This window comes from Enterobacter sp. 18A13, from assembly GCF_007035975.1.
GTDB lineage: Bacteria > Pseudomonadota > Gammaproteobacteria > Enterobacterales > Enterobacteriaceae > Enterobacter > Enterobacter vonholyi.
Genome location: NZ_AP019634.1, coordinates 3,781,957 through 3,804,354, shown reverse-complemented (window position 1 = coordinate 3,804,354; position 22,398 = coordinate 3,781,957). Strand labels below are relative to the sequence as shown.

Sequence of the window (22,398 nt, the reverse complement as noted above, 5' to 3'; positions counted from 1 at the left end):
CACCAGGAATAGCCGAAAAAAGGCCAATAAATCGAGCTAAAACATAAGTGATTGTTTCTATTGCATGATTAATAGGACAGATAGCCTGAATGTCCTATCGGAATAAGATATTGCACCGCAGATGAGAGTGGTTCCTATTTGAGATGATATTGCAATAAAATGATTAGAATGCTAACTAATTGGCGAGTTTTGGCATGGAAAATCAGCGGAGTGATCTTTCGAGAATACTCGTTCAACACATTGCACCTATCATGAAAGTGTACATTGTCCACAATGAACGCTGTAAGCCTTGCGTGGTGCGGTTTCCGCATAAGGGATGAAAGATACTATGAAAGTGAGAAAGGCGCTCATAGAGCATTACAGGCGGGTTATTTAGCTATCATTATTGATAGGTTTAGTCGTTATTAATGTGTGGTTTTAATAGGCTTATTTGCATATAACCAAATGGGAGATTCAGCTTAATCAATTGGTGTCAAAATGGCACTCTATGGAAAGATTCGCTTTGCTGGCGTGTATCGCCTGGCAAGGTTCACCAGCCGGATCGGCATCACTGATACCCCTATCAAGTTGCACATGATGTTTTCGCTGTGGGCGAAGGGCTAATGGGTAATCGACGCGAAGCGCCGGAACCATATTGTTATGCGTTGGCCTCGGTGTCAGGCTCACGCCACGCATGAAAGACAGCTATCACAGGAGAAATCGTTTTTAGCAAGTTACCTTGATCAAAGGTGCTTCTCCTGTATAGATGCTCGCTACGCTCACTAACACAAATCAAAACCTCTAACCCTTAATTAAGTTAAGGTTATTAATTGTCTCTTTTGGGCTTCTTACGCCCAAACGTGATTAATGCCATCCAGCGACTACGCCGCTAACAGTATTCCACAATGATTAATGGCATTCCTTCTTAATGTCATTCACCGATCTTGATTAACCACCAACCAAATAACCACCCTAAATCATTTAGGCTGTCTATTTACCTGGTGCAATCTTCTTATGACATTATCAGTCGTCCATCTCACCCTCCCCAATCCTGTCAGATTGTCAGTGTGCAGATGCACGACAGTGCAGAGAGAAATCTCTCTATTATTATAGTTGATTTAGTAGATTATTGAAATGAAAGGAAAAAACTGGTTGAAAATCGCCATTTTTCACTTTTTTCCATAAGAAATGGCGAGTAGCGAAGTAGCCAGATTACCATATGGCACTTATTATTCCACTGCTATTGACATTAAATATTTATTGTGGTAGGTATTGACAAACGTTAGTGATTCGTGGTATTCTTAATATTAAGAAGGAGAGAAATCCTTCTGAAACTTTCGACCCTGGGCGGGGTAATCCGCTCGGGGTTTTTTACGTCCTAAATCCGGAGGAGGCCAAATCTGAAATACTTCAGTAGTGACCAGATTTTTAATGATCTGGTGAGCGGCGAAGTGAAACGCCACGTTATTTACGCATCCAAGCAAGCAGCACAATCGAGAGGGTACACAGACCGAATGGAAATGTTCGCTGACGCTCTTGCCCGTTATGACCAGCACCGAAAGGAGAATATTTAAATAAGGAGGAATATTGAGGGAAGATATTAACGCTTACGAGGATCCGTTATCATTTCGTAGTGACACCCAGTACGACTATTGCATTTCTGATTTTTCCACACCATCCCAACAACTCACTGTGATTAATCACCGCCTGTATGTTGTCGATCTTATTACAGGGGAGATTTTTAACTACGACGATATTGAAATGTTAGTTGGGGGCGGCATATTGTCAGATTTATTCCTGCAATACAGCACTGCTGATACAGCAAAATCAAAGCAGGCCCATCGTGAATATGCAAACATGCTGGGAGATTTGCCAAGTAAAGCAGAGTACAACGGTATAAAAGAGTATGCAGAAGTATTAAATAAACCCGATTTTACGAAGGTTTTTGCTTTATGCCAAGAAGTGGACAGACGTAACTTAGCATTCATAAAACGTACAGATTTATGCTTAATATTAAACACTACGCCGGATCATCTCAGCCGTGTGCTGAAAGCTCTGGAGCAAAGACAATATATCAAAGTTGACAAAGCTGAGCACCAAAAAGGCACTTTGAAAATATGGGTTAACCCGTCATTCATATGGAAAGGTGATTTAGCTAATCGCTGGATATCAGGTGAGATGCAAGGTTTTCCGGTAATCGAACGTAAGCGCCGTAATAATGTGTCTACATTTATTTTTGAAGAGACAGAGAAAGCAATGGTAGCTTTCAATGCTTGGTATACAGAAAACGGTCATAAAGCTAACCAAGCTTATTCTAATGAATGGTATGCAGAGATCTCGATGTACGATAACGCTCACGGCGAAGGGGTGAGGCTTGCAGCAGAAAATCCAACATTGAGCAGACTTTTGAATCCTGCAACATCAGAAGGTGATTTCATCCGAGAGTTATTCACTCCTGCTCAATACCAAACGTTATTAAGAGAAACAATGAAGAAAATAAGGAAAATACATTGAACAAGCTATACCTACTGAACGAATCTACACATCATCAAATCGAATGTAACACAATCTGCCAACGTCTTTATCAACACCTTGCATCTCTAATACGTGAACACGGAAAGATCCGTTCCACGGTGAGACATATTGCTGATTGTATAGGAATAAGTGAGAGCGGGGCACGGTATTGGTTATTAATAATGAAGGATGCAGCGGTTATTACAATGGAGCGCCACGGCAAGTATTACGACATTACCGTAAACGAAGCGGTGAGCTTCATTACGACAACCAACTAAGAAACAATATGGGAAACTTTATGGTTATCATTATCTATTGGTTCATTATATGTATATTGGATATTAACAAGTAAATGGAAGTTTCCCTCTACGAGGATAAATGAGTACAAGACAAAGAAACAACTTGGTGCGTATTGAGAGAGCATTACGCATCAGCAAACGTAAATACACCTCTTCTCTACAAGACCTCGCTGGAGAGTCTATTCCCGGTGAATGGTTAACCAAAATAATAGAACACCCTCCCTCTGTACCTTGCGGTGATGAATACAACGCCTTGCAAGAAATACTTAGCACTACACCTGGCGTATTCTGGAAACCTCGAAAAAGGAAAGAATACATAGTAGATAGCAGCAGATTAAAGAACTGGCAGCTTTATTCAGAACATTACGCCGATTATATCGGGTATTGCCAGACATGGGGACTATCCCACCATACACAAGACTTTGACATTCTCTTTGACGATAAGGAAATCACACATGACTAATACAATGAACACAGTAAGCACCTTGCTCGATTCTTTCCATAACACTTGGCATCTACCTATTCTTGAACTGGTTAATCATGCATGGCGTGACAGAACGCCAGAGGCGCTTTTAAGCGCGGCTAAACAGGCGGAGCAGGGGATTGATGCGCTGATGTATCTTCAAGAGGTTGTAGAGCGTCTGGTGAAGCGTGGAGACAGCACTATCACTCCAGAAGAAGCTTGGCGTGTAGCTAATGACCTGGAGGAGCTTTCTCTCTCCCTCCAGGCGCTCACCGCTGAACTGGGAGAGCTTAGCCTCGACATTGCCAAGGTTTATGGCATGATTCAGAATGAATAAATATTCATTCATAGCGCATAAAATGCTTGACATGTGCATAACTTTTATGTTACTATGTAAGTATAGGGTAAGTATTCGAATCACTTCCCCCTCGTATGAAAATACGACTTGTAAACACTATCCCATAGTGTGCACTCAGAGAGCACCATTCCCATAAATGGTGCTTTCTTCTCTATTAGCTCTTTAGAGCTTCCCCTGAAAACTTCTGGTTGTTTTCTTCTTTGTTTAGTTCCAAAGGAATGCGCGGGATATAATGCCTCGTTGTGTGGCATTATATGCACTCACCCGCGCATCTCCATTTAATAGTGGAATAGACGTTTTCAGAGGGAGCTTTTTAAGCTTCCAGCTATCTATTAGAACTTAGGTAGCGTCAGACTGAACATATTTAAAGAGATTCTTTGGATAGTTTAGCTGGTATTCTATTAATGAGCACCCCACGAACGTGCAACTAAATAGATAATGTAATGAATATCTGTTACGGCCAGCGTGAAGGGCTTCACGTGTAGCAGATGCAAAGCACCCGATCTTTTTAAATCTCCTAAGATCGGGGTGCTTTTTTATTAGATAGCATTCTTAACTTCATTTTCCCTCATATTGAAATGAAGTTACAAATGCTTTCTAACAAGGGCATACTCTCCAGGGGCTTAATCGCCCCTTTATTTTACAATGAGTGTAACACTTTCGTTATAACTCAGATGAAAGGGACAATAATATGTTTCTAAACTATGATCGTGTAATCAAGCATAAAGGTGCTTCTATTACTTTGTCTGTTTCTCTCATGAAAAAAGCTGCTGATATTTTCGGTGTGAGTATTGAAGAGATTCAAAAACTAACAGAGCAATGGTGGCCTGTGTCCCAGATTACTAAATCAAACTCCTCTCAAGATGACATTCAAAATGTAAGATCATCGAAAGGGTTACAAGAACGATTAAAACTATTAACAAAAGGAAAATAACCAATGCATTACGGAACATTTACACCGTATAACGGTAATAATAGTCACGCTCGATATAAAGTTGTGGCTTATCATTCAGATGCACTGCTACAAGATAAGCGTGTAGACGTAACAACGGCAATCCCTGCCGATTTGATTGTTGGCGACCTTGTAGACACTACAGGCGCTAAAGCTATCGCTCCTGGCAATATTGCTTATGTCGTTGTAGAACCAGCACAAGCAGGTGCTAAATCAATCGTAGTGGCAGATCCTCATCATGTTATTCTTTCCCGCGCTGGCGTGGAGTTTGGAAATATGGATGAATCTATGGCTGTCATGGCTCTTGCTGATAAAGGCTTCACCTTCTCCGATTATGCAGAAGTAGCACTACGCACCACTTAATAACAAGGAATAAAAATAATAATGTCTTATTCAGATTTATTTTCTGGCAACATGTATGACTTTGCCAGCCCGTTTACATTCTCTACTCAGCTAAATCGCATTATTCAGAACTTAGGCATTTTCCGTGAAGAGTACCATGATGTTAATAGCATCGCCCTGGAAAAAATAACAGATGTTAAGAATCTTGTTGCTCCTGAAAAAATGCCACATGCGCAATCTGACTGGAATAGTGCAGAGCGTCCTGAATACACCTCAGCCCTTTACCAGCTTAAATATACTAACTCTCTGAATACCGTTTCAAGTCGTGATCTTGAACAATATAAAGCTCGTGGAACTTTAGATATATCAGATCAAATCACCCTGGCTATTAGCGATTTCAGTGACGCACAATACGCGCAGGTCAGTAATACAGTTGAAGCTGACTTGGTTGAAGCCCTATTAGGGCTGCGCGTGCAATCACAGTTTGCAGGTCAAGGTGATTTAGATTTTCTTGCAGGTGGTGCGCGTAGTGAGTACGCAATGGACATCAGCGCAGGTGCTAACGTGTTCCAGCAACTAAGCGAGATCGGGCGCATTCAGAATGTGAAACTTGGCTCAGGGTTGGCACAGGCTAAACAGGGCGTAGTGATCCTGGCCTCCGGTAAAGCTGCCATAGCGCTACGCTATCACCCATCAGTGAGAGACTTTATGGTGTATACGCTCCCTCTGGAGCAGGGAGACAACTTCTACACCCGCACTAAAGGTGCAAACCCTGCTTTCGAAACCTGGACGCTAAACGGCGTAACGGTGATTGATGTGACGGGCTACTCACTGATCACTGACAAAATCGGGGTTGATGGCTTTGTGAGTCTTCCTGTTATGTCTGAACAGTCTAATGCCTACGTTCTTCACTCTGGTGTTGGTGTTCGCCATGCAACACAGGGTAAAGAAGCCGCTCTAATGCATCAGTATGTCACTGTAGACCAGCGCTGGGGCTACCCCTCTGTAGCGACAGAGTGTAGTTATCTCCCAATCGTGGCGATTCCACAAGCGATCATCTTTGGTACTGTCTCAGAATAATGAGCAATAGACGTTAGCTCTTCACGTCTGGAAATAACAGAAGAGCTTTAATCAGGGGCGTAGGGAACTGGAACACGCAAAGCAAATGCGCCAGCCCTTGCCCCTTTTTTATTTCCAAAAAAGAGAACAGATAATATGCAGTTAATACTCAAGAGTGCAAAAGGCGTTCATATTGATATTCAAGGTGATAGTGCATCAGATTTACTTAAAGTAAGTCAACTATGTGCGCTATTAGATATTTCATATACAGGTGTTAGGCAACGTATTTTCCGAGGAGATACGATTGAGCAAGCTATTCACTATTTCTTAGACAAACAAGGCGGTGAGTAATGCTTGATCTGAATGTTAGCACCCTGAAAAATACGGTCACCTTCGTTGTGGACAAGCAAAGTATTGCAGAGGCTAAGGCCGCAGCGGATGACCTTCAACGCCATTTTTCTAAGATTAAAGATCCGAAAATTCGGTTTCAGGCTCAGAAGCAGCGCAGACAGAAAGCCCGTCAACAAGCCGATGATGCACGTTTTAATGATAAACCTCGTGATACGAAGGAAATGAAAGCCCAGCGAGCAGCAGAGAAGCAGAAAGCGCGAGATGAAAGGGCCAACCTGAGAGCGCAGCAGCAGATTCAAAAACGCCAGGAAACTGCTGAGCTTAAACTTCGTCATGCAGGGCTGCAAATCTCTGGGATTAAAGGAAAATACGGGCTTGATGCTAAGCAACAGTATGAGGCCTTGCATTTCATCCAGAAGCAAACAGAAGCTTTTGCTCAAGGTAACATCACAAGCCAGCGAATGAACGCCTCTATTCGTGAGCGTGTAACCCTATTACGCAGAGAAGCCGCACAACAAGCGAAGGTGACACAGGCACAGCGTACACAGTATGCAGCGACAGCGGAGAAGCTCAAATCTCCTAAAGCAACCCATTCTCCAATGATAGGAGGTATGTTAGGGAGTGCAGTATTAGCTGCTGGTTCGATGGGTGTTGGTCAACGCATTATTGATAAAGGTAATGAAAACCTCGAACTGGTGAGAATGAGTGAACGTGTTAGAACCAATCCGAATGTAATCAAAGCTATGGTGGCATGGGGGCAACAAAACGGTGTTGACTCTGCGAACGTGGATAAGGCCACAGACAATATGAAGGATGTGCGTGAACGTTTAGCTAATACTGTTACAAACGCATCTTTAGATCCTAAAAGTGGTAAATGGAAAGGTGGTGATGGTGGTGTAAACACCATTATGAATCAGTTTGGATGGAATAAAGCTGACATTAGCAAATACCAGGATAACCCTATTGATTTTATTCAGTCTACTGTTAACGAGGGGCAGCGTAGAGGGATGAGCCAGGCGCAGATCGGTAATCTGATCGAGAGTTTAGGTGATGACCTGATGCACTACACCGATATGTTCATGAATAACGGCGAACAGTTTACAAGCACTCTTAAGAAACTTGTCGAAAGTGGTCAAACTCTTAACGATGAGCAAATAAGGCAAACTCTTGCATATGGTGATCTGAGTGTAGCGATGGGTAATCTCATTAATGGAGTGGACAATCATTTATTTACAGGCTTTATGAAAGGCTTCGCTGATAGTGGTGATGAGCTTGTGAAAAATACACAGGCAATCAATCAGAGTGCAGGGCTATTAGGTGAGGGATTAGGTAATCTGGCATCTCAGATGACAGGATTTGTTTCTCAAATATCCGGTGTAGTGTCTGATCTTAACAGTGCTCTCCGCCAGCGCTATTCTGAATGGTTTAGCGATACTAAGAAACCTGCTGTTCAAAATCTTTATGATGGTGCTGTGGGTGGCTCTGCGAATGCTACAGCGGATTGGATTCAGGATAAAACGGGGTTTGATACTCGTTCAGTGGCTCCGGCTATCAAAGATTGGCTGGGCTTCGGTAATCAGCAAGCAGGAACTGCGGCAAGCGGTTACGGGCTGAATGGTGAGGCATTACGTGATTCGGCAATGTCACTCAGCAGCAGCAACGCGCCAGCTTACACACTAAACCCGATATTCAACCTGACGGTTGAGCCTACCGTACCTCTAACTATCCAAAGTGATACCTCACGTCTTGCTGATTATGTCGATTTCCAGGCTAAAGCAAGTCAGGAAAGCTTTATGCAGAGTTTGACGCTACAAGTGAGTAGTGGACAGTCATCAACGGGTGGCTAAAATAAAGCGTGTGTAAAACTCCTTTATTATTTCCATTTCAATGTAAATAATCTAAACGTTGCTATGGTAAAATAATATATTTGAACCAAATGCATAAGGGAAAAAATGAACTTTGACGACTTATCTTATCGTGAGCTTGATCACCACGCGATGGAACGCCTTGTGTTTGATGAGGAAGAGCTTTCACCGATTCTTAAAGGCCATATATTTATTGAAAAAGTGCTTGAAACCCTTATATCCAGAAACCTTGTTGAACCTAAAGCCTTTTTTAAAGGAAATCGTTCATTTGATTTAAAGGTAGATCTTGCCTTATCAATGGGGTTGATTGATGAGCATTATTATTCAGCTTTTAAGGCGATAAACAAAGTTAGAAATAACTATGCTCATAAGCATGACTACAAAGTTTCATTGTCTGATTTGAATGCATTCAAGTTTGATTGGGCCGATATTCAAAACCAGGCATTTGCGGTCGCATGTAAGCAGGGAGTTGGTGAAGCTGCACGAATAGCCACTATATTTCTTTGTTGGAAAGCAATACATCTTATTAGCTCTCCTGATGAAGATGACTATGAAAATAAAGGGGCCTAAGGCCCCTTTTTTCGTAGCTTATTTTGTTGACTGAGCCAACACCGTTGCTGCAAGCTGTTTGGTTTTTTCGCTTGAGCGCGGGTTATCGAGAGCCTTAGCTGCAACCGTTTCCATAGTATCGCTGGTATGGCTTGAGGCGACACGTTGAGCAAGCGCAGATGCTGCCAGGCGCTTTTGTAGTTTCGAGGCGTTTGGATCGTTCAAGGTTTGACCAGCAACAGAAGCGATTTTACTTGATGTTTGCTTAGGATTCTTTGCCATGCTATCAGCCCTTTGATGGTTGTGATGGTTATATGTGGTGTTTGTGTTGACTTTAAACCACCACATATAGTGTTAAAGATAATCCTCACCGCTTCGCTTTGCAACGATGAAAAGCAAGTTTACTGGTTAAATTCACAGTTGGTAAAGTGTGCGGTATTTTATGCTGGTTAAGTGACTTTATTTACGCTATTTACAGTTGATAACACTGGTTGTGTTGGTCGGTATTTGTTCATAACCCACCATCTCAACGTACCCCGCTAACTCTTCCATGCTCGCCCCCTGTGAATAGGTGCGGAACGCTTCCGTTTTGGCTTTCTGTTCAGTGTGTCCGGTGATACTGCCTATTCTGGTTTCCTGCACTCCAGCACGGTCTAAGCAGGTGATGAACATCCCGCGCAAGCTGTGGAAACATTGACGGTCTGTAGCGGTAGGCAAAACCTTGTCACGCAGCCTTGTGAAGTTTTGGGAGTAGTAAGGCCCTTTCTTACCATCCTTCCTGTTAATCTTGTTAGCTTGCGGGAACAGGTATTCGCCGTAACTGTGGCTCAGGTATTCATCGACAATCGCAGAAAGTCGGGAGTGAATCGGCACATGCCTGATCCCCGCTTTCGTCTTTGACTTCGAGATGTAGAAACACCGTACCCCTTCCACCGTCTGGATCTCTGATTTCTTAAGGCTTGCCAGTTCATCAAGGCGGCATCCTGAATACAGACCCATAATGATGATGTTCCTGATCTCTGGCTCTGCTGAATCCAGTAGCTTTTGCATCTGGTCAGGATCGAACGGCTGATAACTTTCAATCGTCGCCCTCGCTTCGAGGTTCATGCCGTGAAACGGGTTATCCGGCGCTATGTCGTCATGACTTCTCCGAGCATACTCGTACAGACTTCCCAAGCATGTTAGCCAGTTCTGCACGGTTTGAGGGGCTTTCTTGTCCTGCTGATTGATGAACATTGCCACTTGTGAGCGTCTGATCTCCGTGATCTGAATGTCTGCACGGTCAAGCGAAGTAAGAAACACCTCTACGGCACGAGCTGATTTAGCGAGAGTGGAGAATGAGCGCTTCTCACGGTATTTGTCAGCGTATTGATCACGGATAGCGGTTAACGTTGGCACTGTCTGGTGTGGGGCGCGTAGCGTGGTTTGCTTATGTAATCCGGCTATGGCGTTTTGTATGCGCCGTTCCTCCGTGTTTGGGGAATACTGTTCCTTAAGTGTCTTCCACTCGATGAGCATGTGATTACGGAAGTGTTTAGCGGCGGCAAGGTCTTTGGTTCCCGTCGATTTCCGGTACAGGCGTTTCCCGCCGAAAATGTGCCGCATGTACACCGGAATGAAGATCTGAAACATCCAGACCCCTTCCGAAGTTGGATAAAGATAAGATTGGCCCTTGATAGACATGAGAAAGATCCTCTAAAATCTCCGCTATCAACTACCAATGTTGAGATCTTTCAAGGCTCTTGGGCTTCTTTGTTCGATTCCCTTCGCCCGCTCCAGCTTTTCATGATGTTATTTTCATTTGCCTGCTTTTTACCCTGTCTACGCTTTTCCATACAGGTATCGTCATGCTGTTTTTTTGATAGCTTCAACGAAGTTAGCACGCATCCCTCCATATTTAGCACTGAGCTATCAGGCGCCGTAAGAATTTGCAGCACGATGAATACAACGGATAATTTTATCTGCACTGCTAGCTGATCTTTATATCTAACTATTGAGATGATTGGTTAATATTTTATCAAAGGATAAATAATAAAAATTACAGTTATGACGCTCTTCGTCATAACGGAGTTTATTTTTTTACTTAACGCAAATATTACTACCAATTATAGTAGCCTTCTTTTTGAGACTATTCCCCATTGCGCCAGAGTTGGCATACTGACGAAAATCAAAAAATTATTCTTTTATATGTGCTATTACAGCAAAGCCGCCTTTTTTTGCTCGTTATTTTTTTGCTCTCTGAGCCATGCCGCCCCCCTTACTCCTGCTGACCGGGACACAGTGCGTCAGCAGCAGGAGGAACTGTTATTAAAGAACCAGCAACAGCGTGAGGAGCTGGAGCGGAGTATTCCTCGTCCCGCGCCCGCCAGACCGCTGCCGGCTACCGGCGCCGGGCCCTGCTTCACCATTCATACCATTACCCTTTCCGGCACGACCCTAATCTCCCCGAAAACCCGGCAGGCCCTTGTCGCCCCGTGGCAGGGCCGCTGTCTGGATATGGCAAAAATAACGGCGCTTCTCGCCCATATTTCTGACTGGTATATCAGCCGGGGATATATCACCAGCCGCGCTTTTCTTACCGAGCAGGATCTCTCCGGCGGTCAGCTGAATATTGTGGTGCTGGAAGGACGGCTGGAAGCGATCCGCCTGGAAGGCGAAACGCCGCACATGCTGAAAATGGCGTTTCCGGGACGGGTCGGCGGCATCCTTAATTTACGCGACATCGAACAGGGCATGGAGCAAATTAACCGTTTGCGTACCGACCCGGTTCAGATTGAAATTCTTCCGGGAGCGCAGGCCGGATATTCCATCGTTAATCTCACGGCAAAACCGGAATTTCCCTTAAGTGCATCGGTAAGCCTGGATAATAGCGGACAGAAGAGCACCGGTGAAAACCAGCTGAATGGCGTGCTCACCGCCAGTAATATGCTGGGGCTGGCGGATAAATGGTTTGTCAGCGGCGGGCGCAGCAGCGATTTTGCCAGCGCGTACGATGCGCAGAACTTCCAGGCGGGCGTCAGCGTGCCGTTTGGCTACGGCCTGCTGGACTACAGCTACGTCTGGAGTAACTACCGGACCACCATCAGTAACCAGGGGTTTAACTGGCTCTCCACGGGCGATACGAAAACCCACCGCGTTAACGCGTCCTGGGTGGTCTTTCGCAACGGGGAGGTGAAAACCGGCATTGCGGCTGGCGTGGTTCAGCGATCCAGCCGCAACTGGCTCAACGACGCGCCGCTTCAGAGCAGCACGCGCAACCTCTCCAGCCTGGTACTGGGCATTACGCACACGCAAAAAATGCTGGGCGGCGTGGCGACCTTCAACCCGACCTGGAGCCACGGCATGCCGTGGTTCAGTGCCGAAACCGACGAAGATAAGTCCGGGGATGTGCCGCGTGCGGAATTCCGCAAATGGAGTCTGAACGCCAGCTTCCAGCGGCCGATTACCCGTAATGCCTGGTGGCTGACCAGCGCCTATGGCCAGTGGTCGCCCGACCGGCTGTACGGCTCTGAGCGCCTGACGCTCGGCGGCGAAAGCTCCGTGCGCGGTTTTAAAGAGCAGTACCTGTCCGGGGATAACGGCGGCTACTGGCGTAACGAGCTGGGGTACTCCCTCTTCACCCTTCCGGTGATTGGCGCAGTGAGCGCAACGGTCGCCGTTGACGGCGGCTGGCTGGAAAAAGACCGTCAGGACCGTTTTGCCTCCGGCACGTTATGGGGAGGCTCGGTGGGGCTGAGCAGCGCAGGGCGCTGGTACAGCAGCCAGATTTCGGTCGGCACGCCCCTGCACTACCCCGACTGGCTCGGCCCGGATCATGTGAGCGTTAACTGGCGCATTGCCTTCATGCTTTAAGAGACTCTACGACTATGGATACCCGTCACCCACCCGTTCGTTTCTCGCAGCGTCTGATCAGCTGGATTGTCTGCGGCTTAATGGTCTGGCAGCCGATGGCACCTGCCGTCGCGGCGGCGCTGACGCCGACCGGGCAGACCACGGTCGATCGGGCGGGGAACGGGGTGCCGGTCGTCAACATCGCCACGCCCAACGGGGCGGGTATCTCGCATAACCAGTTCGGTGAGTATAACGTCGGCAAAGAGGGGCTTATCCTCAATAACGGCACGGACCGTTTAACCCAGACCCAGCTGGGCGGGCTTATCCAGAACAACCCCAACCTGCAGGCCGGGCGGGAAGCGAAAGGCATTATCAACGAAGTCACGGGCGCCAGCCGCTCGCAGCTGCAGGGCTACACGGAAGTTGCCGGTAAAGCAGCAAACGTCATGGTGGCCAACCCGTACGGCATTACCTGTAACGGGTGCGGATTTATCAACACCCCGAACGTCACCCTGACCACGGGGAAACCGCAGTTCGACGCCAGCGGTAACCTGCTGGCGCTGGAGGTGACGAAAGGGGCCATCACGGTTGAAGGCCAGGGGCTGGATGCCAGCAAGAGCGACGCGCTGTCGATTATTGCGCGCGCGACGGAAGTGAACGCCGCGATACACGCGAACGACCTGACGGTGACGGCAGGGGCGAACCGCGTGGGGGCAGACGGCAGCGTCAGGCCGGTTGCCGGTGAGGGCGCCGCGCCCGTGGTGGCCGTGGATACCGGCGCGCTCGGCGGGATGTATGCCAACCGTATCCGCCTGGTCTCCAGCGAGACGGGCGTGGGGGTGAACCTCGGCAACCTCACCGCGCGCCAGGGCGACATTCAGCTGGACGCGGGCGGGAAACTGACGGTCACGAACAGCCTGGCCAGCGGCTCGATTAGCGCGAACGGCGCGGGGGTGGCCCTCAGCGGCAGCCATCAGGCCGGGGGGGCGCTGAGCGTGGCCAGCTCGCGGGATGTGGATCTCAGTAACAGCACGCTCGCCAGCCAGGCCGACACCACGCTGTCCACCGGCGGCAGCCTGACGCAGCGCGGCGGCAGCGTCACGAGCAAAGGCGCGCTCAGCGTGGCGGCCGGGAAGGATATCACGCTGACGAATACCCGCAGCGGAAGCAATACCCGCGCGACGCTCAGCAGCGGCGGCACGCTGTCCTCCACGGCCAGCGCGGTCTCGGCAGGAGAGAATCTGGCCCTGAGCGGCGGACAGCTGATGATGGACGGCCAGAGCCGGGCCGATGCCGCGGGCGACGTCCGCCTGACGGGCAGCGCCGTCAGTAATCAGGGGCAGGTGAATGCGGGGCGCGACATTGCCCTCTCCGGCAACAGGGTGTCCAGCAGCGGCCAGCTGGCGGCGAAAGGCCGCCTGGACGTGAACGCGGGAGAGCTGACGAACGGCGGCACGGCGCAGGGTAACGACGTCACCCTGAAGGGGCAGACGGTCACTAACAGCGGTACCCTGCAGAGCGCCGGCAACCTGGCGCTGAGCGCCGGTACCCTGGAGCAGCGGGGCACGCTCAGCGCGAAAGGCAACGCGAACGTCACGGCGCAGCAGGCCCTGCGTAACAGCGGCAGCCTGCTGGCTGACGGGGCGATGAGCGTGACGGCAGACGCGCTTGAGCAGAACGGCACCCTGTCCGGCGCGACGGCGCTGACGGCGCAGGCCGGCACCCTGACCAGCGGTCAGGCGTCCCGCACCACCAGCCAGGGTAACGTACAGATTACCGCGACCCGCAGCGCCAGCCTGAACGGGCAGACGGACGCGGCGGGGGCCTTAACCGTCGTCAGCACCGGCGACCTGACCACCGGCCAGGATGCGCACCTGCAGAGCGGGCAGGGGCTCACCCTGCAGGCGCAGAATGCCGCGCTGAACGGCACGCAGGCGGCGAAAGGCGCCCTGTCGGTGACGGCGGGCACGATTACGCACGCCGGGAAATCCACCGGTGATGCGCTGAGCTTTAACGCGTCCGGCGACCTGACCAGCGGCGGCGAGCTTACCGCCGGTACCCTCAGCCTCAGCGGAAATAACATCCTCCACTCCGGCGCCGCAAAAGCGGACCGCATGACCCTGACGGCCCCCGGGCGCATCACCAGCAGCGGCTCGCTGGTTGCCGGTACGCTGGCGCTGGACGCTGCCTCGGTGGAGAACGGCGGGCTGCTGCAGGGAACCACCCTGCTCGGCCTGAAGACCGGGTCACTCACGAACCTCGCGGGCGGGTCGGTCTACAGCGCGCAGGATTTAACGCTGAATATCCCGGCGCTGGCCAACAGCGGGCTTATCACCACCGACGGCACGCTGCGCATTAAAGGCGACACGCTGACAAACCAGGGTGAAATCAACGGCGTCAGCCTGAGCAGCGACTACCTCAGCCTGACCAACAGCGGACGCCTGCTGGCGGACGACCGGCTCACCCTGAACGGCACTGCGTTTACTAACGCGGGCAATATTGCGGCCGGCGACCTGCACATCACGGCGGACAGCCTGCAGAACCAGGGCACCGTCGGGGGGGACTCGGCGCTGACGCTCGGCGTGGCAGACCTCACTAACCGGGGCGCGCTGCGCAGCGGCGGAACGCTGACGCTTAACGGTGAAACGCTGGCCAACAGCGGCGAGCTCAGCGCCACCGCGCTGCTGCTGAACCTGACCCGCCAGGCCAGCAACGATGCCGACGGGCGGGTGATTGCCCGGGACGGCCTGACGCTGACCGCCGCCAGCCTGACGAACGGCGGCCTGATGGCCGGTACCGACGCGCAGTTTAACAGCGCGTCGGTGACCAACGGCGGCACGCTGCAGGGGACCCGTTCCCTGACGGCGACCGGGGCACAGCTCAGCAACCTGCAGGCGGGCATGCTGCTCTCCGGCGGCGCGCTCGGCCTGCACCACACCACCCTGAACAACGCCGGGCTGCTGCAGGGCAACACCCTGAACCTGGCCACCGGCGAGTGGATGAATACAGGCAACGCGCTGGGGGAAGCGGGCGTGACGGCGGCGGTGACCGGCACGCTGACCAACAGCGGCAAGGTGCTCAGCCAGCAGGCGCTGGACGTCCAGGCCGGCAGGACCGATAACCGGGGCCAGCTGCTGGCGAAAGTGCTGACCCTGCGGGGCGACCTGCAGAACAGCGGCCTGCTTCAGGGCAGCAGCACGCTGGCCTGGTCCGGCAACACCTTCACGAACCAGCCTCAGGGCCAGGTGACGGGCGGCGAGACCCTGACGCTCAGCGGACAAACGCTGAGCAACGCGGGCAGCCTGCAGGGGCGCAGCGCGACGCTTGACGCCGGGAGCCTGAATAACCAGGGCAGCGTTCAGACGCTGGACGCCCTGACCCTTTCCGCGACCGGCAGGCTGGATAACACGGGCGCCCTGCTCAGCCAGAACCTGTTCACGCTGACGGCGGCGCAGCTGTTCAGCGACGGCCAGCTGGCCGGGAAGGCGCTGACGGTGAAGGCCGCGCAGCTGACCAACACCGGGATTCTTCAGGGCAACGACACGCTGGCGCTGACCACCCGCGCGCTGAGCAACGGCGCCACCGGGCAGCTGATTAGCGGCAGTTCTCTGGACCTGTCCCTCGACACGCTCGATAACGCCGGCCTGCTGCTGGTGAACGGCGGGTTTACCCTGCGGGGCAGCGACCTGACCAACCGGGGGATATTCAGGCGCAGGACCTGGATTTGGGCCTGAGCAGTGCCCTGACCAGCACGGGGAACATCGTTGCCACCGGAGATGCCGCGCTTCACGCGACGACGCTGACCAGCAGCGGCACGGTGGCGGGCAAAACGCTGACAGCTGGCGCGACGGAGCTGCGCAACAGCGGCCTGATGCAGGGCAGCAGCGCGGTTAACGCCGCCGCTGACCGCTTTATCAACGAGCAGAACGGCAAATGGCTCTCCGGCGGCGGCTTCACGCTGACGGGGGGAGAGCTGACGAACGCCGGTACGCTGCAGGGCGCGACGCTGGGCATGACCGGCACCACCCTCACCAACAGCGGCACGGTGAACGGGCAGACGGGACTCAGCGGCACGCTCGGCGGGGCGTTAACCAATACCGGGCTGCTGCAGAGCGGCGGCACGACCGCCTTCACCGCGGATACCCTGGCGAACCCGGGGCGCATCACGGGCGGTACGCTGTCCCTCACCGCCCGCGAGATGAACAACGGCGGGCTGATGCAGGGAACGAACGGCCTGGCGCTCACCGGCACCGCGCTGACCACGGGCGCGGCCTCGCGCACCCTCTCCGGCGGCATGCTGACGCTGGATGCAGGCCAGCTGACCACCCAGGGCACGCTGCAGGGGAACGGCGCGGACATCCGCGCCAGCGACTGGACGCACGGCGGGTCCCTGCTCAGCCAGGGAGCGCTGACGGCCACGACCGGCGGCACGCTGACCTCAGCCGGCTCGCTGATGAGCCAGGGGCGGGCGGATATCACCGCACAGACGCTGGATAACCGCGGGCAGCTCCTCAGCGAGGGGGATGTGACGCTCGGCGGCAGCACGCTTAAAAACAGCGGCACCGTGCAGGGGAACACCCTCGCGCTGCGTCAGGACAGCATTAACAACCAGGGCACGCTGACCGGCCTGCAGAGCCTGACCGTTCAGGGGGAGCAGCGGCTGATGGCGCGCATGGCGATGGCCGCGCCGCAGCAGGCGCTGATCAACGGCGCAGGCGGCAGGCTTCTCACTCAGGGCGCGCTGACGATTGCGTCCGGCGCGGTGACCAACGCCGGGAGCTGGCAGGCGCAAAATATCCTGCTCAACGCCCGCTCGCTCACCAACAGCGGCGCGGTGCAGAGCGCCGACGCGCTGCAGATGACGCTGGCCGACACGCTCACCGGAACCGCGGGCAGCAGGATCACCGCGCTGGGTGCGGCGACGCTGCAGGCCGCGACGCTGGCGAACCAGGGCCAGTGGGCGGCGAAAAACCTGACGCTGACGGGCGGTACGCTCAGCAACAGCGGCGCCATCAGCGGCGTGAATGGCCTGACCCTCAGCCAGACCGGCGCGGTCAGCCAGCAGTCTGGCGGCACCCTGCTGTCCGGCGGGGCGCTGAACGTCACGGCGGCCTCCGTCACCAGCGACGGCAAAATGCAGGGGAGCACGCTCGGCATCACCACCGGGGCGCTCACCAACGGCGGACGTCTGCAGGGCGATAACGGCGCGACGCTGGCCCTCAGCGGGACGCTGACCAACAACAGCGGAGGCGAAATCGTCAGCCGCGATGGCCTGACGCTGACCACGCCCGCGCTGTTTAACTACGGCCTGATCCAGGGCGGCGGCGAGACGCGGGTGACCGCCTCCTCGCAGGCGCGTAACGACGGCAGGCTGCTTTCCGGCGCGCGCCTGACGCTCGGCACGCCGCAGTTCACCGGCACCGGCTGGCTGCAGGCCACCGACCTGATACTCAATGCGGCAAACGCCACCAACGGCGGCACGTGGGTGGCCGATCGCGCCACCCTGACCGGCACCGCGTTTGCCAGCCAGGGCACCACCCAGGCGGGGCAGCTGACGGTTAACTACGGCCAGCTGAACAACAGCGGCACGCTGCTCGGCAACGCGCAGCTGAACATTAATGCCGACCAGGTGACCCAGAGCGCGGGCGGCAGGCTGCTGAGCGGCGGCAACCTGTGGCTGCAGAGCCGTGGGCTGGACCTGACCGGCCAGCTGGTGTCCCTGGGGGACTTAACGCTGCAGCTGACGAACGCGTTTACCAGCCGGACCGCCGTGGCGGCAGGCCGAACCCTGACCATCAGCAGCGGCGGCGACATCGATAACCGCAGCGTGCTGCAGGGGCAGGCGGTCAACCTGAATGCGGGCGGGCAGCTCAGCAACAACGGACAAATCACCACTGGCGGCGGCTCGAGCACGCTCTCCGGCAGCAGCGTGGCGCTGAACGGCGCGGGCTCGGTGCAGGGCGGAGGTGACATCACCGTGGCCAGCCGGAGCAACATTACCGTCGACGGCTTCACCGGCACGCGCGGCTCGCTGACCCTCAGCGCGCCGGGCGCCATCGTCAACACCGCGCTGCTGTACGCGGCGAATAACCTGGCGCTGTTTGCCGACAGCATCACCAACCGGCGCGGCGACATCATGGCGGGGAATAACCTGTGGATGCAGCGGGATGCGGCGGGGAATGCGAACAGCCAGGTGGTGAACACGTCGGGGAATATTGAGACGCAGGGTGGCGATATTACAATTAAAACTAATCGTTTTTTTAATCATTACGAAGTTTTTGATGTAAAAACAGAAAGCAGTAGTCCGACTAATTCAGGGGACTTAAATAAACAATTACCTTCCAATGCCCATTTTGGGGAGGACAGTAAAGGTCCTTACATTGAAGTTAAGATGCATATTGATCTTATACCCGATGAAGTTGTACTCAGTAACGGACCGGAAGAAAATGTAACTATACACACGCAAGGTACCGCAGGGAGGCTTTCTGCAGGAAAAGATTTGAATATTTCCAGCAATGAGCTTATTAATCAGGCCAGTAATATGCTGGCAACTGGCAATATCAATATTTCCGGAAATCAGTTAAATAATCAAAGTTACCAGTCTGGTAAAAGCTCCAGTGAAATTGTTTACCAATTATCCACTATGTCAGGCTCCGATGGTGATTTCCCTACGGTTGTTTACAGGCCTAAGAGTTCTTCAGGTTCTGTTCCTGATGGCCCCGTTTACCGCGCTGTTATACAAGCCGGCGGTAACGTTAATGCAAACTTTACCAGCAATATCAGCAACACCAATACCACTGCGAATGCGGGCGGCGTCAGCAACGTTATCTCCACGCCGTCGCTGAATACCCTCAGCAACCAGACTGTCGGCAGCGGCGTACAAAAACAGGGGCTGAACGCTACCGGCACCGTGGCGGTGAACTCGCCGCAGTGGAACGATCGGCTCCAGGGTGCGCTGCAGCAGCTTAACGGCGGCGGCGCGCTGGAAAACGGCGGCGCGTCCGGCACGCCTCTCAGCAACATTGGCACCAGGCAGAAAGGCAACGCGAACCTCGGCCAGCTGGGCGCGCTGGCGAACGCCGGGGTCACCACCTCCGATCTCCGAACCGCTCAGGGCGGTGCCGTCGGGCATTATCAGGGCCAGCGCGTCGATACCAGCGCTTACCCGCTGCCGTCGGGCAACAACGGCTATTTTGTCTTCTCCGACAACCCGAAAAGCCCGTACCTGATCGGCATCAACCCGAAACTGAACGGTCTCGGACAGCTTGATCCCGCCCTGTTTGCCGACCTGAACGCGATGCTCGGGATCAAACCGTCGTCCACGGCGCCGCAGGAGACGCGGCTGGCGTTTACCGACGAGAAGCAGTTCCTCGGCTCGTCTTACATGCTCGGCCGTCTCAACCTGAACCCGGATTACGATTACCGCTTCCTCGGTGATGCGGCGTTCGATACCCGCTACGTTTCCAACGTGGTGCTCAACCAGACCGGTAACCGTTACCTGAACGGTATCGGCTCCGATCTGGATCAGATGCGCTACCTGATGGACAACGCCGCGGCGGCGCAGCAGTCGCTGGGCCTGCAGTTTGGCGTCTCGCTGACCGCCGATCAGATTGCCGCGCTCGACCACAGCCTGCTGTGGTGGGAGAAAGCCACCGTCAACGGCGAAACGGTGATGGTGCCGAAACTCTACCTGTCGCCGAAGGACGTCACCGTCAACAACGGCAGCGTGATCGCGGGCAACAACGTCACCCTGAAGGGCGGCAGCATCACCAACGGCGGCAGCTCGCTGCTGGCGCAAAACAGCCTGACGCTCGACAGCCAGAACAGCATCAGTAACCTCAGTAACGGCCTGATGAAAGCGGGCGGCGACCTGAACCTGAGCGCCATCGGCGATATCAATAACATCAGCTCCACCATCAGCGGCAAAACGGTCGCGCTGGAGAGCCTGGACGGCAGCATCAACAACCTGACCCAGGTTGAGCAGATTGATATCAACGCCGGCGGGAAGTACGGCAAGATCGACCTGAAAGACACCCTGCTGGGCAACACGGCGTCTATTACCGCACAGGATGGCCTGTCGCTTGAGGCGGGGAAAAACATCACCGTTACCGGGGCGAACCTGGCCTCCGGCGGCGATATGCTGCTGAACGCGTGGGGCGATATTGCCGTCAACGCGAATCAGATCAACGACGCATTCAGCTCCAGCCGGGCGAAAACCAGCCGTTCGTCCGTCACGTATCAGGGCAGTAACGTCACCGCGGGCGGCAACCTGCTGGTGAACGCCGGGCACAACCTTGACGTGACCGCCAGCGACCTGAAGGCGGGCGGCAGCGCGGGGCTGAGCGCGGGCAACGATCTCAATCTGAACGCGGCACAGACCAGCGAAAGCAGCCGGAAAGGGAAAAGCGAGTCCCACAGCACCGGGCTCGACCGCACCACGATTTCCGCAGGCGATAACCTGGTGCTGAAGGCCGGGCAGGATATCAACGCTCAGGCCGCCGCGCTGGCAGCGGAGAAAAGCGTCGGGCTGCAGGCGGGTCGCGACGTGAATCTGGCTGCGGAAGAGACCACGCAGGGCGACAGCTATAGGTCGGGCAATAAAAAAGTGATTAACGAGTCGGTTCGCCAGTCGGGAACCGACATCACTGCGGGCGGGAATGTGACCGTTGTCGCCGGACGGGATGTGACGGCACAGGCAGCAGATGTCTATGCCGCAGGCGATACAGCCGTGGCCGCCGGGCGGGATATCACCCTTTCCACTGCGACGGAAAGTGACTATGCGTACCGGGAGAAGAAAAAGACATCCGGTGGGTTCCTCAGCAAGAAAACCACTCACACCATCCACGAAGAAACGCATACGCGTGAGAAAGGTACGCAGCTTTCCGGCGACAACGTTGCTCTCCGGGCTGGTAACAACCTGACGGTGCAGGGCTCATCAGTTGCCGCTGAGCGCGATGTGGCACTGAAGGCTGGAAATGATCTGACCGTGGAGGCAGCAACCAACACCGACACGTTCTACGACATGAAGAAGACGAAAAAATCCGGCGTTTTCTCCAGCGGGTCGGGATTGGGTATCACCATCGGGTCGCAGTCTTCAAAAAGCACCCGGCAGGGGGCAAATACGACGCAAAGTGATGCCCGCAGCACGGTGGGTACTACTGGCGGTAATGTCATTATCAGCGCCGGAAATGACGTCCAGTTGAGCGCGGCAGACGTGGTTGCCGGAAGAGCGAAGGATGATTCCTCCCGCAAAACCGGCCATATCGATATCACTGGCGACAGCATCGCCATCCTTCCTGGACGGGATACGGCCACTGAGTCCATGAAGCAGGAGTCCAAATCGTCTGGCGTCACCGTCAGTGTGAAAGCGCCATTTGAAGACACAGTGCGTAACGTGCGCGATATCGTTCGTGGTAAGGGCAACAGTGGCAACAGCACCGTCGATAAAGTGAAGGGGCTGGGGGCGGAAGGCGGTGCGCTCGCGCTTGACGGACCAGGGCAGATGATGGCCATTTCCGCAGGACGCACCCGGTCTTCCTCTGAGTCGCACTACGAGGGCGAGTTTAACAGCGGCAGCCATCTTGCCGCCGCAGGCAATATCCAGATGACTGCCACCGGTAAACAGGGAGGCAGCAACAGCGGCAATATCCTGATTGCCGGAAGCCAGGCTAAGGCCGGTGAAACGGTGATCCTCGATGCGAAACGTGACGTTGATATCACCACCTCCACAGACAGCGAAAAATACAGCAACAGCACTAAAAATAGCGGCTGGAATCTTTCGAGCGCCCTGAGCGCCGGAAGTGCTGTTCACGCCATCTCGGGTGGGGGTTCCCACG

Annotated in this window: 12 protein-coding genes and 1 pseudogene; 11 read left to right on the top strand and 2 right to left on the bottom strand. The window is 53.6% G+C overall.

Annotation, left to right across the window (positions count from 1 at the left end):
• The first annotated feature begins 1,566 nt into the window (after positions 1 to 1,566).
• From FOY93_RS18220 to FOY93_RS18175, 9 genes are all read left to right on the top strand, one after another.
• Complete coding sequence (locus FOY93_RS18220; RefSeq protein WP_232057355.1) at positions 1,567 to 2,493, top strand: hypothetical protein; 927 nt, start codon at positions 1,567 to 1,569, stop codon at positions 2,491 to 2,493.
• A 378-nt stretch (positions 2,494 to 2,871) separates the two neighbouring features.
• Entirely contained in the window at positions 2,872 to 3,255 is a 384-nt protein-coding gene (locus FOY93_RS18210) for a hypothetical protein (protein ID WP_232057354.1), read from the top strand.
• Positions 3,248 to 3,592 (top strand): hypothetical protein, encoded by a 345-nt coding sequence (locus tag FOY93_RS18205; protein ID WP_143345496.1) that lies wholly within the window; start codon positions 3,248 to 3,250, stop codon positions 3,590 to 3,592. Before FOY93_RS18210 ends, FOY93_RS18205 begins: the two co-directional genes overlap by 8 nt.
• 712 nt (positions 3,593 to 4,304) lie before the next feature.
• A complete protein-coding gene (locus FOY93_RS18200) occupies positions 4,305 to 4,547 on the top strand; it encodes a hypothetical protein (RefSeq protein ID WP_143345494.1) in 243 nt (80 codons plus the stop codon).
• A gap of 3 nt (positions 4,548 to 4,550) precedes the next feature.
• Entirely contained in the window at positions 4,551 to 4,928 is a 378-nt protein-coding gene (locus FOY93_RS18195) for a hypothetical protein (protein ID WP_143345492.1), read from the top strand.
• A gap of 21 nt (positions 4,929 to 4,949) precedes the next feature.
• Complete coding sequence (locus FOY93_RS18190; protein ID WP_143345491.1) at positions 4,950 to 5,987, top strand: major capsid protein; 1,038 nt, start codon at positions 4,950 to 4,952, stop codon at positions 5,985 to 5,987.
• A gap of 135 nt (positions 5,988 to 6,122) precedes the next feature.
• The gene (locus FOY93_RS18185; RefSeq protein ID WP_038416657.1) at positions 6,123 to 6,317 is read left to right on the top strand and encodes a hypothetical protein; all 195 of its coding nucleotides are present in this window, start codon (positions 6,123 to 6,125) and stop codon (positions 6,315 to 6,317) included.
• Positions 6,317 to 8,164, top strand: a complete 1,848-nt coding sequence (locus tag FOY93_RS18180; protein WP_143345490.1) for a KIAA2012 family protein — start codon at positions 6,317 to 6,319, stop codon at positions 8,162 to 8,164. Before FOY93_RS18185 ends, FOY93_RS18180 begins: the two co-directional genes overlap by 1 nt.
• 105 nt (positions 8,165 to 8,269) lie before the next feature.
• Positions 8,270 to 8,752 carry a hypothetical protein gene (locus FOY93_RS18175; RefSeq protein WP_135566379.1) on the top strand — a complete coding sequence of 161 codons (483 nt, stop codon included), beginning with the start codon at positions 8,270 to 8,272 and terminating at the stop codon, positions 8,750 to 8,752.
• Between the two features lie 18 nt (positions 8,753 to 8,770).
• Here the strand turns inward: FOY93_RS18175 and FOY93_RS18170 are convergent, their stop codons facing one another.
• Positions 8,771 to 9,013 carry a hypothetical protein gene (locus FOY93_RS18170; RefSeq protein ID WP_075205155.1) on the bottom strand — a complete coding sequence of 81 codons (243 nt, stop codon included), beginning with the start codon at positions 9,011 to 9,013 and terminating at the stop codon, positions 8,771 to 8,773.
• A gap of 186 nt (positions 9,014 to 9,199) precedes the next feature.
• Positions 9,200 to 10,414: a site-specific integrase gene (locus FOY93_RS18165; protein ID WP_143345489.1), complete on the bottom strand. Its 1,215-nt coding sequence runs from the start codon at positions 10,412 to 10,414 to the stop codon at positions 9,200 to 9,202.
• Positions 10,415 to 10,918: 504 nt separating this feature from the next.
• Between FOY93_RS18165 and FOY93_RS18160 the strand changes: the two genes are divergently transcribed.
• Both FOY93_RS18160 and FOY93_RS24095 read left to right on the top strand, forming a co-directional pair.
• A complete protein-coding gene (locus FOY93_RS18160) occupies positions 10,919 to 12,583 on the top strand; it encodes a ShlB/FhaC/HecB family hemolysin secretion/activation protein (protein WP_143345488.1) in 1,665 nt (554 codons plus the stop codon).
• 14 nt (positions 12,584 to 12,597) lie between these two features.
• Positions 12,598 to 22,340, top strand: a pseudogene (locus FOY93_RS24095) (two-partner secretion domain-containing protein); the annotation flags it as partial.
• Positions 22,341 to 22,398: the final 58 nt, after the last annotated feature.